This window comes from Nocardia sp. NPDC050630 (assembly GCF_044457245.1).
Taxonomy (GTDB): Bacteria; Actinomycetota; Actinomycetes; order Mycobacteriales; family Mycobacteriaceae; genus Nocardia.
Map to the genome: position 1 here is coordinate 24877 of NZ_JBITGN010000007.1, position 15148 is coordinate 40024.

Sequence of the window (15148 nt, forward strand, 5' to 3'; positions counted from 1 at the left end):
TAAGTGTGTAAGGAAGAGCATGTCGGTGATCACCCGCAGGACCCTGTTGACCGCGACCGCAGCTGCCGGGGTCGCCATCCTCGGCTCACGAAACACCACCCCGACGCCCGGTATCGCCGCACGGGTCAACAGCGTCCCGCTCACCCGGGAGGAACGCCGGGTCGTGGTAATCGGATCCGGATTCGGCGGCGGGGTGACCGCGCTGCGCCTGGCCCAGGCAGGGGTCCCGGTGCTGCTGCTCGAGCGCGGAATGCGCTGGCCGACTGGGCCCAATGCAGAGACCTTTCCGCACGCCTCGGCGCTCGACAAGCGGGTGCTCTGGTACCGGTCCAGTCCGACCCTGTTCGGTAGGCCACTGGTTTTCGAACCCTATACCGGCCTGGTCGAAGCGGTGCCCGGTGACAATATGACCGCACTGTGCGCTGCGGGCCTCGGCGGCGGCTCGCTCGTCTACCAGGGCATGTCACTGCAGCCCACACAGCCGGTATTCGATGCGAATCTGCCCGAGGAACTCGACTGGGCGACCATGGATCGAGTGCACTATCCGAGGGTGGCCCGCATGCTCGGCCTCGCGGTGGCACCGGACGAGTTGATCGCGGACCGGAACTACACGGCCGCACGCGTATTCGGTGACCGCGTACGACAGGCCGGACTGCCGTTGTCGAAGATCCCGATGCCCATCGACTGGAACTACGCACTCGCCGAGTTGCGGGGTGAGATGAAACCGTCGTACACCAACGGCGACGGCGCGATGGGTGTGAACAACGGGGGCAAACATTCGGTCGATGTCACCTACATCGCCGCGGCCGAGGCGACCGGACGGGTCGAGGTGCAGACGCTGCACCAGGTCACCGATATCGAACGCGCCGCCGACGGCCGCTGGGTCGTGCATGTCGAACGACTCGACACCTCCGGCAATGTGCTGGAAAACAAGATCATCACGACCAATGCCCTCGTGCTGTCGGCAGGCAGTCTGAACACCACCAAGCTGCTGGTGCGGGCCGGTGCGAAGGGGAAGATTCCCGATCTACCCGATGGGCTCGGGCAGCAATGGGGCACCAATGCCGACCGGATCTACGCCTGGACCGACCCCATCGCCGATTTCGGTGCGGCACAGGGCGGTCCGGTGGTCTACGGAAGTAAGAACTGGGACGATCCTCAGGCCGCGTTCACCGTCATCCAGGCATCCATACCGCCGATGCAGATGGACGCCAAGAGCACCATGTTGGTCGGATACGGCGTCAGCGCGGACCGCGGCCGGTTCATCTACGATTCGGCGAACGACGACGCGATCCTGCAGTGGCCGAAGAACGGCGACGCGAGTATCCAGAACAATCACATCGATCCGACCGTACGCCGAATCGCCGGTCCGACAAGCATTTTGATCGACACCAACGCACTGTTCCCGTCTACCTGGCATGCCCTCGGCGGCGCGAGCATGGGGTCGGTCTGCGATCTCGATGGCCGGGTCCTTGGTCAGCGTGGCCTCTATGTGGTCGACGGTGCGCTCCTGCCGGGCAATGCCGCGGCCTGCAATCCGTCGATGACGATCGCCGCCGTCGCGGAGCGAGCCCTCGACCATCTGGTCACCCACGACATCGACACCGCGATCTGACGCCTACGGGCGCGGCCAGGAGTTCGACTACCGCCAGGAGTTTGCCGAATGACCCACTCCCAGAATTGATTAGGCTCCCTATCCGCCACAACCCGCCCCTTACGCGGTGTGCGGGTTCTCAAATCTGGGAGGCCGCAAATTCCCAGTGACCAACTGCTGCCGTAGGTTCGGCGTCGCAGCCGCGCGAGTTTGCACGCAGAGCGGGCGGGGTAAAAAGCCGAACGCTAGATGTCACATGGAGGAAGGGTTCAACATTGCTCAACGCCAAAAAGCCGATCGCCGTGTTAGCGGCCGCGATTGGGATCACTGCCGGGATGGCGGTATTCCTCCCGGGCACTGCATCCGCGGCAACATACGGCGGCCAGTGCGGTGAAGGCTTCAACGTGATCGACAAACACGATTTGAAGGGCGGCACAGTCTTTCTCACCTACAACGGTCGAACCAACTGCGTAGTCACCGTCCGCGACAAGCCCGGCGAGCCGATCTCGATGGGCGCCGCCGTACGACAGTCGAAGGACCACTCCCAGGTCGTCATAAACGACGACCGCACCTTCACCGACTTCGCATACGCCAAGGTCGAAGCCGAAGGCAAATGCATCGACTGGGGCGGCCGCATCAAAGACGACCTCTTCGAAGAATTCGGAGTGCACTGCGGCTAACCAGCCTCTTCACACCGACGGTCTCGCGGCCGTCGGTGTGGCTTGCTACCAGCCCATTGCTGCTCAGCACATTTCTTCGGCTCTCGAATTTTCGAGCTCGCCCTGCCAGCTACATGCGGAGAAGAAGAAGGCCATCCCGCCGCTGGATGACGAGTTGTGCATGATGTGAACGAACTGGACGTCCTCGGGATTGATAGCGATCCCGTTTTTCTTCCTCTGCCTCGCCGATGAGGGCAGCGACCACTGATTCGTCGGCCTCCAGACGACCCGACGGCAAATGCAGGCTCCATCCTGGAAGCCGTTGTTCCGGCGCTGACCGAAGGGAACTTCACTGCCGCGGCGCAGCACGAGGTGAACCTCGCCAATGATTTATGCGGCTGGCATCTGGACCGCGAGCTTGCTTGGCGGCTGCGTCGGTCGCCGACCAAAGCGTTCAGCCCTCGTCGTTCGTTATGACGTCCTCCAGAACCGGTATCGCCTGATCATTGCCCTGATGTAGTGGGTTCGGGCATGGTCGATCTGCATATCTGGACATCGGCGGACGGGAATATTCATGGGCAGCGATCGGCAACCCCACATCGTCGTGATGGGCGTGACAGGTTGCGGGAAGTCGACGATCGGGCGGCAGGTTGCCGGGCTGACGGGCGGGGAGTTCCTGGATGCCGATGATCTGCATCCCCCATCGAATGTCGCGAAGATGGCCGCGGGTATCCCCCTTACCGACACGGACCGGGCACCATGGCTCGAAGCTGTGCGCGACTGGATGGGCACGCGAAGTGCCGGCGTGGTGGCGTGTTCCGCGCTGCGTCGACGGTATCGGGATGCGCTCCGAAATGTCACTGCGCCAGTCGCTTTCGTGCACCTCGACGGTGCGCCAACTACTATTCGGTCACGGATGGCGGCACGCTGCGGACATTTCATGCGGCCCGTCCTACTCGATTCTCAACTCGCATTGCTCGAGCCCCTCGAGTCGGATGAGTTCGGGGTCGTATTGGATGTCGGGGCGGGTCCGAACGAGATCGCGCGGTCGGTGGTCGATTTCGCGCGGAACCGGGCGGTGGTGCGGTGAGTGCGCATCGGAGTTTCGATATCGAGGGCAAGGTCGCCCTCGTCACCGGCTCGAGCCGCGGGATCGGATATGCGCTGGCAACCGGGCTCGCCGAGGCTGGAGCAACGGTAGTCCTCAATGGCCGTGACGTGGCGGCACTCGCCCGCAGCCGGGACGAGATCGCGGACAAGACCGGCTCGGCAGTACACGTTCGCGCATTCGATGCGACAAACTCCGCCCAGGTGACCGCCGCAGCGCAGCAGGTCGAAGACGAGATCGGCCCGGTGGATATCGTCGTGAACAACACCGGAGTCCAGCATCGCGGCCCGCTGCTCGAATTCTCCGACGCAGATTTCCGTCGCGTGCTCGATACCAATCTCTTCAGCGCCTTCTGCGTGGGGCGCGAATTCGCCCGCGCGATGGTCGAACGTGGACGCGGCAAGATCGTCAACATCTGTTCGGTACAAAGCGAATTGGGCCGGGCGGGTATCGCACCGTATTCGGCGAGCAAGGGCGGGCTGAAGATGCTCACCCGCGGCATGTGCGCGGATTGGGCTCCACTGGGACTGCAGGTCAATGCGATCGCGCCCGGCTACTTCGATACCGAGTTGACGTCCGCGCTCGTGAACGACGCCGATTTCAGCGCCTGGCTCACCAGGCGCACACCGGCTGGACGCTGGGGACGTACCGAGGAATTGGTCGGTGCGCTGCTGTTTCTCGTCTCGCCCGCATCGGATTTCGTCAATGGCCAGATCCTGTATGTCGATGGCGGTTTGACCGCCGTCGTCTGATCCACTTCCAGCTCGAAAGGCAACCGTGCCGAATATCAGCCGTCCCCGAATCCATCTCGGTCCCGATTCCGACTCCGCCCTCGCCAAGGGCATCGAGCAAGGCGGCGGCATTCTCGTTCCACTCGCCGACGCGGACGCGGTGGTGTGGACGCAGGGACCGGCCACCTTCCCCGACCGGCTGCCCGATGCAGTGCGCTGGGTGCAGTTGCCCGCCGCCGGCGTCGAACCCTGGATCTCCGCCGGGATCATCGATGAGACTCGCGTCTGGACCTCAGCGGCCGGTGCGTACGCGCGCAACGTCGCCGAACACGGCGTCCTGCTGCTGCTCGCCGGTGTACGGGTCCTCGCCGAGCAGGTACGCGCGACATCCTGGCGCAAGACGGATTTCGATCCACGGGTCGGGACGCTGTACGGCTCGACCGTGGCAATCGTCGGCTGTGGCGGCATCGGCCGCGCCATGATCCCCTTGCTCACCGCATTCGGTGCGCATGTACTGGCAGTCACCCGGTCGGGCGCTCCGGTGCCCAGCGCCGCCGAGACGGTCGCTGCGGATCGGACAACCGAAATCTGGTCGCGGGCAGATCATTTCGTGCTCGCCGCACCGGCGACACCGGACACCGCACACCTCGTGGATGCGGACGCTCTCGCGAGCATGAATTCGACCGCCTGGATCGTGAATGTGGCTCGTGGCTCGCTCATCGACACCGCCGCACTGGTGCGCGCACTCGAGAACGGCTCGATCGGCGGCGCCGCCCTGGATGTGACCGAACCCGAACCACTTCCGGCGGACCATCCGCTCTGGACGCTGCGCAACGCCATCGTCACCCCGCATGTCGCCAATCCCGCGACGGGCCTCACCGCGATGCTCGCCGATCACGTCGCGGCGAACGTCGAACGGTTCGCCACCGGACAGCCGCTGCTCGCGACCATCGACACCCGACGGGGTTATTGACCCGTGCGTCCGGCACTGTTCCTGACATAGTTGGCGACGACGGCGCGCAATATCTCGCGCACGGCCTCCGCCGGTTTGGACAGCGGCTGATTGGTCGGGGTGCCCAGCGACACCTGGACCGTGATCGCCGGTTCGATGCGGCGCAATTCCAGATTCTCGACGGTCATGATCCGGCGGGCCACCGACAACGGTAAAATGGTGGCGCCCAAGCCATTTCGCACTGCCTGCGCCATCAGCGCCACCGACTCGACCTCCCCCACGACATGCGCGTGTTCGAGCGCGTGATCGTATGCCTGCTCCACGACCTTCCGGATCGTGTGCATCGGGCCGGGCAGCAGCAGCGGCAGATCCTTCAACTGCGCGATCGAGACCGCGGAACCGGTCGTACCGGGTAGCCCGGTCGCCGTCGGTGCGACGACCATCAGTTCTTCGGTGAGCAGTCGCTCGAAGGTCACCCCCTTGATCGGCCCGGCGTCGTACAGCAGCGCCATATCCATCCGGCCGGTCATCATCGCCTCGCTGAGCACGCCGCCGAAGTTCTCGTTGATGTGCAGCAGGATGCTCGGATACCGCTCACGCACTGCGGTCAGCAATGGCAGAGCGATCGCGTTGACCGTGCTGTAGGGCGCCAGCCCGACGGAAACACCGCCCGCCAGTTCGCGGCCGACCACACTCACCTCGGCCTGCGCGCTCTGCACCTGACGCAGGATGATCTGCGCGTGCCGGTACAGCGCCCGGCCCGCATCGGTGGGTTCGACGCCTTGTTTGTGCCGGATCAGCAGCTGCTGACCGAACTGAGCCTCCAGGGCCGTCATCTGCTGGCTCAGCGCGGGCTGGGCGATGTGCAGGATATCCGCGGCACGGGTGATGCTGCCGGCATCCACGATGCGCACGAATGAAAACAAGCGTCTGGTATCCACGTCGTCGATCCACCTTTCTCGCAGCAACGTCGTCGCACGCGATGATTTCCGTATTGTTGCTCTGCGGAAACGCGGCGGTACCGAATTCACGGCCGACATTATTAGCCCGCGGCATAGTCGCTGCTCAGACACCATAGAGGTTCGTTATCGCCTCACCCGAAACCGGTATTACCCGCCCCAGGGCGAACCTGCGTAGCGTCCTTTTCACACCGCACGTTCACTCATACGGTGCTCGCAGTTTCCCACCCCGCGGAGGCATCCATGGCTTGGAATATCGATCTCGTCGCCGATATCGGTGAGAGTTTCGGGGCGTGGACGATGGGCGATGACAACGCACTGCTCGACGTCCTCACCTCCGCCAATATCGCCTGCGGCTTCCACGCGGGCGATCCGCAGACCATGGACCGGACGGTCCGTCGGTGCGTTTCCCGCGGCATCGGTGTAGGCGCGCACCCCAGCTTCCCGGATCTGGTCGGTTTCGGTCGGCGGGACATGGACCTCTCCGCCGACGAGGTGCGCACCGATGTCCTGTACCAACTCGGCGCGCTGAACGCCTTCGCCGTCGCGCGCGACACCACGGTGTCGCATGTAGCACCGCACGGCCGCCTGGGCAACCTGGTGGCGACCCGCGCCGACTACGCCGCCGCCGTTGTCGAGGCCGTCGGGTCGTTCGATCCGAACTTGATCGTGCTCGCCCAGGACGGCGAACTCGCCGACCACGCCCGCGCACAGGGGCTTCGCGTCGGCATCGTCGGCATCGTGGATCGCGCTTATCGCGCAGACGGGACCCTGGTCCCGCGATCCGAGCCGGGTGCAGTTATTGACGACCCCGAGGTCCTCGCCCGCCGAGCGGTGCGCATGGTGACCGAGGAAATCATCGAATCCGTCGACGGCACAAGCCTTTCCATCCGTCCGCACACACTGCTTTTGCACGGCGACAACGCAGACGCAGTGCGCAATGCACGGGCGATCCGGACCGCGCTCATCGCGGCGGGTGTGCACGTCGTCGCGCTGCCCGAGGTACTCGCGGATCGCGCCGGTAAGGAAAACGAACCATGTCCGGCGTAGCGGGACTCGCCTTCCAGGTCGCGGCCTGCGGTGATTCCGCCGTACGCGTCACCGCGCAGGGTGCCGACCGAGAAGAATGCTGGCGAGTTGTGCACGCGATCGCCGCGGCGATCGACACTGATGCGGACCGCTTCGCGATTACCGGCGTCATTCCGACCTACGACGCCGTGCTCATCGAATTCGACTGCGCGGCAAGCACTCACGACGATATTCGACAGCTGCTCGCGAATCTCGTACGAGAATCGGTGGCACCGATACCACGCCCGGTCCGGCATTTCGATATCCCCGTGGTCTACGGCGGCGAGTACGGTCCGGATCTCCACAACGTGGCCGACCAGCTCGGGCTGTCCCCGACCGAGGTAATCCACCTGCACGGATCCTCACCACTCACCATGCGCTGCTTCGGATCTCCGGGCGGCGCGCCGATGCTCGACGGTCCCGCCTTTCCGCGGCCGGTACCCCGACGTGTCGTCCCGCGCCCGCATGTACCCGCCGGAGCCGTGGCAGTGGCCGGTCGACAGGCTGTCGTTTCGGCACGGCCCGCGCCCGGCGGATGGCCCGTCATAGGTCGGACCCCGCGCACCATGGTCGACCCGACGACCGAGCCGTTGTCCGCCTTCCGGCCCGGCGACACGTTTCGGTTCCATGCCATCGCGGCCCGCGAATGGGCCCGGTTCGAGGGTGTGCTGCATGGCTGAGACCATCACCGTGACGACCCCGGGGATCACCACTGTCCAGGATCTGGGTCGCCGCCGGGCCTCACGGATCGGCCAGCTGACCGGCGGTGCCCTCGACCAGTACAGCGCCGAGGTCGCCAACGCGCTGGTAGGCAGTGCGCGCACGGCGCCGCTGCTCGAACTGGTCGCGCTGGATTTCGGTGCCGTCGCGAGCACCGATCTACTCGTCGCGATCACCGGTGCACCCGCCGACGTATCCGTCGACGGTGTCACCCGCGCCCAGTGGGAACCGTTCATCTGGGCGGCAGGCACCGAACTCACCGTTCGCGACATCCGCGACGGACTTCGGGTCTACATCTCGGTGCACGGGACGATTTCCGCGAACTATCTGCTCGACAGCTGCGCTCCGGATCCGGTACTCGGTTTCGGTCGACAACTGACGGCGGGTGCGAATGTCGACGTCGAGATCGACGGGCCGCAACTCGACCACCCACAGTTTCGAATTCCGTTGTTCCACTTCGGCATCGCACGCCCCGCGTTCACCGGAAGTTGGACCATCGATGTCACCGATGGACCCGATATCGCCGAATTCGGCAGCACCGCAACGCGACTGTTCGAGACCTCGTTCGTCGTCGGCGACAACAGCAATCACATCGGACTCCGGCTCATTCCCGATGGTGCCGTCCCGCAACGAGCGGGCCGGACAGAGGTCTTATCCCGGGGCGTTCCGATCGGAGCGGTCGAAGTGCCCGCCGGAAACGAACTGCTGGTACTGCACCGTGGCCGGGGCGTGACAGCGGGCTATCCAGTGCTCGCAGTCGTCACCGCAACCGGCTTGTCGCAACTGGGACAGGCCCGGCCCGGTCAGCGAGTCCGATTCCGGCACATCGGCATTCCCGATGCGGTGCGCCGCTACCGCGCGCAGCAGGCCGCGATCGATCGACTACGCACCCGTGTGGCAAATGCCTACGACTGCCTCCGAATTCCCATCCACACCAACCCTGGCCACCGGCCTGGTCTGCACGGTCAGGCCCCGAAGGCGGCAGCTTGCGTAACCACGCAGGGGCCCAGTGCAGACCACATCCGACACAGTCACCTGGAGTAGCCATGACCGACACGATCTCGCCGGCCCCGGCCGGGCCCGTACCCGCCGACCACACGCATGCGGCGCCGTCCGGCTCGATCCGCAAGGTCGTACTGGCCGGCTGCGTCGGCATCTTCGTCGAGCTCTACGACAACGGCATCTTCGCCTTCATGGCAACCGCCCTTGCCATCGTGTTCTTCGATGTCTCCACGTCGAGTGACGCATTGCTGCTGGTCTTCGCCGGATATGCGATTTCCTTCTTCGTGCGCCCGCTGGGCGCGGTGATCTGCGGCGTCCTCGGCGACAAGATCGGCCGCCAGAAGATGCTCGTCTTCGTCATCATGCTGATCAGCGTCGCGACGGCGGGGATCGGCGTCCTGCCGACCTATGCGGCCATCGGCGTCGCCGCACCCGCGTTGTTGATCTCCTTGCGGTTGGCACAGGGATTCTCGGTCGGCGGTGAGGCCGCCGGTGCGATGACCTTCCTGGCCGAACATTCGCCCGAGGGCAAACGCGGATTGATCACCAGCTATGCCCAGATCGCCTCCTTCCTCGCCCTCCTGACCGGCACCCTGGTCGCCTTCACGATGTCACCGTGGTTGAACGCGAGTGCCATCCACGGCGGCGGATTCGGCAGCTGGGCCTGGCGGATTCCATTCCTCATCGCGATTCCGATGGGCCTGATCGGCTGGTACATCCGCCGCGCCATCAGCGACACCCCGAATTTCGGCAAGCTCAAGGAATCCGGCGGCCTATCACGCAATCCGCTGAAAGAAGCGTTCGCGACGCCCGAACACCGCAGGGCCATGCTCCTCGCCCTGTTCATTCCGTTGATGAACGGCTCCGGCTATTACGTCCTGTTCTCCTACATGCCGACTTTCCTCAAGGGCGACAAGATCGGATTCTCCACCGGCACAGCACTTATCGTCACCGCCACAAGTCTGGTCGCGATCAGCATCGCGATTCCGTTCATGGGCGCACTGTCGGACAAGTTGGGCCGTAAGAAGGTGATCGCCGGCGCCGCGATCGCGATGGCCGTCGGCGCTATCCCCTGCTACGCCCTCATCGCGACCGGCAGTTTCGCACTCGCGGTGTTCGGCGCCTGCATCATGGCCGTCATCTTCGCCGGGCACACCGCGGTCATCCATATCCTCATCGTCGAACTGTTCCCGACCCGGGTCCGGTACTCCGCCTACGGGCTCGGCTACAACATCTCCTCGGCACTGTTCGGCGGCACCGCACCGCTGCTGATGACCTGGCTCATCCCGCATTTCGGCATCTACGTCCCGGCCCTCTATGCCGTCGCCACCGCACTCGGCACGCTCGCGGCGGTCAGCACCGTCACCGATCGTGCCCACCTGCCCCTACGCGACACCCTCTGACCACAAGCAGAACGGCCTCACCCGAGACAAGGAGTGTCATGCCCTTCGACGACTACCGAACCGCCCTCGTCACCGGAGCCAATACCGGGATGGGAGCCGCGATCACCGAGACGCTCGCCAAGCGTGGCCTCACCGTGTACGGCGTCGCACGCGACGCCGCACGTCTCGACGAGGTGGCCGCCCGGACTGGGATGATCCCGCTCGCTGTCGATGTCACCGATACCGCCGCACTCACCAATGCGGTCGGCCAGCTCGAAATCGATATCCTGGTCAACAACGCCGGGGTATCGGCCACCGGCAATATCCTCGACGCAGCACCGGAATCGGTCGATGCCATGGTCGATGTCAATCTCCGTGCCGTGCTACATCTGTGTCGGCTGCTGATGCCGGGCATGGCCGAACGAGACCTCGGTCATGTTGTCAATATCAGCTCCATCGCGGGTCTCTACAACTTCTACGGCCACACGGCCTATCACGCGACAAAGGCCGCGATCCACCAGATCTCGCGCCAGCTCCGCAACGATGTCATCGGCAAGCGTGTCCGGGTTACCGAGATCTGCCCCGGCCGGGTGGAGACCGAAATTTTCGGACGCAATCTCGGCGGCACACCCGAGGCGATGCGGGCGGCCTGGGAGACCTATTACGAAGGCTACGAATCCGTTACGACGAAAGACATCGCCGACACCATCGAGTTCGCGATCGACGCGCCGCGGCATGTGAATCTGGGCCTGATCGAGATCACGCCGACCTTCCAGGTGCCCGGTGGGCTCGAATTCGTCCGGCGGCAGGATTGAGGTCGCCGCTACCGATGACCGAATTGCCTTCTCGCACATTGGGAGTCGTGGCACATACCGCGGGCGATCTTCGTGTCGAAGCCATTGCGCTTACACCGCCGCGACCGTCCGATACGGTCGTGGAAATCGCATACGGAGGCATCTGCGGATCCGACCTGCACTACTGGACCCATGGAGCCGCAGGCGAATCGATCCTGAAGGCACCGATGCTGCTCGGACACGAGGTGGTCGGCACGGTGGTCCAGCAGGCCGCAGACGGTGGCGGGCCCGGAACGGGTACCCGGGTAGCGGTACATCCGGCGACACCGGGCGGCAACAGCCCGCGCTATCCCACCGATCGTCCCAACCTGTCACCCGGGTGCACCTATCTCGGCAGTGCGGCCCAATTCCCTCATACACACGGAGCATTCACGCGTTATGCGGTGCTGCCGTCCCGGATGCTCCGACCGCTGCCCGATGGTCTTCCGCTGCGAACGGCCGCCGTAGCGGAACCGGCTTCGGTTGCCTGGCATGCCGTTTCGCGTGCCGGGGACGTCACGGGAAAGAACGCGCTGGTGATCGGTTGCGGTCCGATCGGCGCGCTGGTGGTATCGGTGCTGCGCCGCGCCGGTGCCGCCGCGATCACGGCAGTCGACATCCACGATTATCCACTGGCTATTGCTCGCGAACTCGGCGCGACCACAATGTTGAAGGCCGACGACACCGACACGATCGCCGCGGTGGACGCCGACATCGTCATCGAATGCTCCGGCAACCGCTTCGGACTCGAATCCGCCATTCGCGGCGCCACCCGAGGTGGCCGGGTGGTCCTGCTCGGGCTACTGCCCACCGGACTCGAGCCCGCGCCGCTGTCGCTGGTCATCACTCGTGAGCTCGAGGTCGTCGGATCGTTCCGGTTCAACGACGAGATCGACGCGGTGCTCGACGCACTCGCCGATGGGAGCCTGGTCGTCGAGCCGGTCATCAGCCACGAGTTCCCCGTTCGAGATGCCCTGGCGGCCTTCGCCGTCGCCAAGGATGCCGCGGCCTCCGCCAAAGTGCTGCTGGCTTTCTGATCCCTATGTCGACCTTCCCAGGAGGAAAGCATGTCTCCAGTCGCCCTCGCCACCCGGGTCGAGCGGATTCGAGAATCGCCGAGTTCCGCTGCGGCACAACGGGTTCGCACTCTGCGCGAGTCGGGTCGGGTGATCCTCGACCTGACCGTCGGCGAACCAGATTTCGACACCCCCGATCATGTGAAAGTCGCAGCGATCACAGCCATGGACTCCGGGCTCACCAAATACACGGCGGTGAACGGTATTCCGGAGCTGCGTCAAGCAATCGCGGCGCGGATACTCGACCGGACCGGAAGCACAGTCGGCGACAACGAGATCACCGTCGGCGGCGGAGCCAAGCAGGTCATCTTCATGGCGCTGATGGCGACGGTTGAAGAAGGCGATCAGGTCATCGTGCCGTCGCCGTACTGGGTGTCCTATCCGGATATGGTCTCACTCCACGGTGGCACGCCCATTGTCGTGGACTGCCCCGAATCGGACCGATTCCTGCTCACCGCAGCGGGATTGGCCGCGGCGATCACGCCTGCCACGAAATGGGTGATCCTCAACGGACCGTCCAACCCGACCGGCGCGGTGTACAACACGGAGGAACTCGCGGCACTTGCCGCCGTGCTGGAGCGGCACCCGCACGTGAATATCTTGTGCGACGAGATCTACGACGAGATCGTCTTCACCGGTCAGCGCACCCCGAGCCTGCTGTCCGTGGCGCCGCAACTACGCGATCAGATCTTCGTCGTCAACGGAGTTTCCAAGTCCTATGCGATGACCGGCTGGCGACTCGGGTACGGAGTCGGGCACCCACAGCTCATAGCGGCGATCAACAAACTGCAGTCGCAGAGCTCGTCCTGCCCGTCCTCGATCAGCCAGGCGGCCGCGGCCGCGGCGATTTCCGGTGACCAGAGCTTCGTCGCCGAGTCGATCGTGCGCTACCGCGCGCGCCGCGACCTCATGTTCGACCTGCTCGCCGACGTGGACGGACTCGCACCGGTGCGGCCGCAGGGCGCCTTCTACCTGTTCATCGGATGTGCCGGAATCCTCGGCAAGCGGACACCGGACGGACGAGTGCTGCACGACGACCAAGACGTCGTGCTGTATCTGCTCGAGACCGCCTCGGTCGCAACGATTCAGGGCTCCGCCTACGGCGCACCGTCATACCTGCGCATCTCCTTCGCCACCTCAGCGGACGTGCTGCGCACCGCCGCCGTCGAAATCGCGAAAGCCATTGCGGCACTGAGCTGACCACAGTCCGACCCGATCACGGAGAAACCATGGTTCACGTCACCACCAAGATCGACCGCGCCGACCACGCACTCATCGCCGAACTCGGCACATTCTCAGCGGCCACCATCCACGAGGCCCAGGGCCGCAAGGGCGCGCTCGACTCGGGCATCAAACCCATCGACCGCGACATGTCGTTCTGCGGATCCGCGTTCACCGTCATCTGCCACCCCCGCGACAACATCATGCTGCAGGTCGCGATCAGCTACGCCCAACCCGGCGACGTGCTCGTCGTAGCATCCGGCGACCAGCCCGCCGGGCAATTCGGCGACGTCCTCGCCAATGCGTGTGCCGCCCGCGGCATTTCCGCCCTCGTCACCGACGGCGGCGTACGCGATACCCGAGAAATCCGCGAACTCGGATTCCCGGTCTTCGCGAAGCATGTCTGCATCGAGGGCACCGTCAAGGAAACCCTCGGCCCGATCAATCAGCCCCTCGTGTTCGGCGGCCAGGTCATCTACCCCGGCGATGTAATCAAAGGCGACTGCGACGGCGTCGTCGTCGTCCGACGCGAAGAAGTCCGATCCGTGATCGCCGCCTCCCGCGAGCGCGACTCCGCCGAGGCGACCTACATCGAACGCTACAAAACGGGTGAGACTCCCATTCAGGTCTCGAACCTGGCCGCGATCCTGGAGGCCAAAGGCCTCACCGTCGACCAGTAACCTCAGAACTCGTCGGGGCAGCCGCAGGAGCCTCGGGGGTGGAGTACTGCTTCGAGGTTCAGGACTCCGGGGCGGGGGGTTTGGTCGTCGAGTTGTTGTAGTAGTAGGTCAATTGCGGTTTCTCCCATGAGGCGGGTGGGCTGGACCATGGTTGTCAGGCCCGGGCGGGTGTAGCGGGAGTATTCGATGCCGTCGAAGGCGACTACCGCTAGGTCGTCGGGGACGCGCAGCCCGGCATCGTAGGCGGCACGGAGCATACCCATCGCCTGCAGATCGCTCGTCACGAAAATTGCTGTGGGGCGGGGCGAGTCGGCCATGAGGTCGGCCAGTGCGTGATAGCCCGCCGCACCGCCGAAATCGGTTCGCACGATGCGTCCTTCGGCAAGTCCGGCGGCGGCCAAGGCATTTCGGTAGCCCTGTACGCGGTCCTCGGCAGTCGACACATGTGGGCCGCTCAGGCAGGCGATTTCGCGGTGGCCGTGTTCGATGAGATGGGCGACGGCCTGCTCCGCGCCCGCGACCGAATCGCACATGACGTGCGCGCAACGCGCCGGATCGATGACGCGGTCCAGCGCCACCAGCACCATGCCCGCCTCCTCGCACGCGTCAGCGATGCCCGTCTCCCAGGACGATGAAATCGCAAGCAGCCCTTCGACTCTGCGATCGATGAAGGTGCGCACATAGGCGCGTTCGCGTTCCGCGTCACCCGCGGCATTGCCGACGAACAGCGGATACCCCCGCGCGAAGGCGGCCGCCTCGATCACGGCGGACAATTCGGCGAAGAACGGGTTGGCCCCGTCCGGAATCACCATACCCAGCGCATGTCCGCGGTTCATGCGCAGGCTGCGTGCGGACATATTGGGCCGGTAGCCGAGTTCGGCGATGGCCGCCTCGATCCGTACCCTGGTCGCGGGCGCGACCTGCCGCGGTCCGCCATTGAGCACATAGCTCACCAGCGCCGGTGATGTACCCGCCAGCCGCGCCACGTCGGCTCGTGTGACTGCCATCGGAAATCTCTCCTTGCTCCGACCGTCTATCCAAGCACTGCGCACAAGTACTTGACAGCCGGTGACTCGGGTCACACACTACTCATCAACTCGCGTTGATCAACACGAGTTGATACCTGAGATGGATAGGTCGAACTCACGATGAATGCTCGATTC

The 15148-nt window shown here is 64.8% G+C and carries 15 protein-coding genes; 13 read left to right on the forward strand and 2 right to left on the reverse strand.

The features are described 5' to 3' along the window. The first annotated feature begins 19 nt into the window (after nucleotides 1-19). The 5 genes from ACIBG0_RS19245 to ACIBG0_RS19265 all read left to right on the forward strand — a co-directional run bounded on the left by ACIBG0_RS19245 (nucleotide 20) and on the right by ACIBG0_RS19265 (nucleotide 5065). Nucleotides 20-1615: a GMC oxidoreductase gene (locus ACIBG0_RS19245; RefSeq protein ID WP_397034145.1), complete on the forward strand. Its 1596-nt coding sequence runs from the start codon at nucleotides 20-22 to the stop codon at nucleotides 1613-1615. 254 nt (nucleotides 1616-1869) lie between these two features. Continuing rightward, nucleotides 1870-2274: a spore-associated protein A gene (locus ACIBG0_RS19250; protein ID WP_397034147.1), complete on the forward strand. Its 405-nt coding sequence runs from the start codon at nucleotides 1870-1872 to the stop codon at nucleotides 2272-2274. A 553-nt stretch (nucleotides 2275-2827) separates the two neighbouring features. Continuing rightward, nucleotides 2828-3343: a gluconokinase gene (locus ACIBG0_RS19255; protein ID WP_397034149.1), complete on the forward strand. Its 516-nt coding sequence runs from the start codon at nucleotides 2828-2830 to the stop codon at nucleotides 3341-3343. Next, on the forward strand, nucleotides 3340-4113 hold the full coding sequence (locus ACIBG0_RS19260; protein ID WP_397034151.1) for an SDR family oxidoreductase: 774 nt from the start codon (nucleotides 3340-3342) through the stop codon (nucleotides 4111-4113). Before ACIBG0_RS19255 ends, ACIBG0_RS19260 begins: the two co-directional genes overlap by 4 nt. A gap of 25 nt (nucleotides 4114-4138) precedes the next feature. Continuing rightward, nucleotides 4139-5065 (forward strand): D-isomer specific 2-hydroxyacid dehydrogenase family protein, encoded by a 927-nt coding sequence (locus tag ACIBG0_RS19265; RefSeq protein ID WP_397034153.1) that lies wholly within the window; start codon nucleotides 4139-4141, stop codon nucleotides 5063-5065. Here the strand turns inward: ACIBG0_RS19265 and nac are convergent. After that, complete coding sequence (gene nac, locus ACIBG0_RS19270; protein WP_397034630.1) at nucleotides 5059-5970, reverse strand: nitrogen assimilation transcriptional regulator NAC; 912 nt, start codon at nucleotides 5968-5970, stop codon at nucleotides 5059-5061. The two genes, ACIBG0_RS19265 and nac, sit on opposite strands and share 7 nt — an antisense overlap. A 276-nt stretch (nucleotides 5971-6246) precedes the next feature. Between nac and ACIBG0_RS19275 the strand changes: the two genes are divergently transcribed. The 8 genes from ACIBG0_RS19275 to ACIBG0_RS19310 are packed head-to-tail and all read left to right on the forward strand — an operon-like array spanning nucleotide 6247 to nucleotide 13985. Next, the gene (locus ACIBG0_RS19275) at nucleotides 6247-7053 is read left to right on the forward strand and encodes a LamB/YcsF family protein (RefSeq protein WP_397034154.1); all 807 of its coding nucleotides are present in this window, start codon (nucleotides 6247-6249) and stop codon (nucleotides 7051-7053) included. Then, nucleotides 7041-7751, forward strand: a complete 711-nt coding sequence (locus tag ACIBG0_RS19280; RefSeq protein ID WP_397034155.1) for an allophanate hydrolase subunit 1 — start codon at nucleotides 7041-7043, stop codon at nucleotides 7749-7751. Before ACIBG0_RS19275 ends, ACIBG0_RS19280 begins: the two co-directional genes overlap by 13 nt. Then, complete coding sequence (locus tag ACIBG0_RS19285) at nucleotides 7744-8835, forward strand: biotin-dependent carboxyltransferase family protein (protein WP_397034156.1); 1092 nt, start codon at nucleotides 7744-7746, stop codon at nucleotides 8833-8835. Before ACIBG0_RS19280 ends, ACIBG0_RS19285 begins: the two co-directional genes overlap by 8 nt. Before the next feature lie 2 nt (nucleotides 8836-8837). Then, on the forward strand, nucleotides 8838-10196 hold the full coding sequence (locus tag ACIBG0_RS19290) for an MFS transporter (RefSeq protein WP_397034157.1): 1359 nt from the start codon (nucleotides 8838-8840) through the stop codon (nucleotides 10194-10196). 38 nt (nucleotides 10197-10234) lie between these two features. Then, a complete protein-coding gene (locus ACIBG0_RS19295; protein WP_397034159.1) occupies nucleotides 10235-10990 on the forward strand; it encodes an SDR family oxidoreductase in 756 nt (251 codons plus the stop codon). 14 nt (nucleotides 10991-11004) lie between these two features. Next, complete coding sequence (locus ACIBG0_RS19300; protein WP_397034161.1) at nucleotides 11005-12045, forward strand: L-idonate 5-dehydrogenase; 1041 nt, start codon at nucleotides 11005-11007, stop codon at nucleotides 12043-12045. Nucleotides 12046-12075: 30 nt separating this feature from the next. Continuing rightward, nucleotides 12076-13284 (forward strand): aspartate transaminase, encoded by a 1209-nt coding sequence (locus ACIBG0_RS19305; protein ID WP_397034163.1) that lies wholly within the window; start codon nucleotides 12076-12078, stop codon nucleotides 13282-13284. 29 nt (nucleotides 13285-13313) lie between these two features. Continuing rightward, complete coding sequence (locus ACIBG0_RS19310; protein ID WP_397034164.1) at nucleotides 13314-13985, forward strand: 4-carboxy-4-hydroxy-2-oxoadipate aldolase/oxaloacetate decarboxylase; 672 nt, start codon at nucleotides 13314-13316, stop codon at nucleotides 13983-13985. A gap of 2 nt (nucleotides 13986-13987) precedes the next feature. On the opposite strand, the gene ACIBG0_RS19315 is transcribed toward ACIBG0_RS19310, so the two are convergent. Beyond that, nucleotides 13988-14992 carry a LacI family DNA-binding transcriptional regulator gene (locus ACIBG0_RS19315; RefSeq protein WP_397034166.1) on the reverse strand — a complete coding sequence of 335 codons (1005 nt, stop codon included), beginning with the start codon at nucleotides 14990-14992 and terminating at the stop codon, nucleotides 13988-13990. Between the last annotated feature and the right edge of the window lie 156 nt (nucleotides 14993-15148).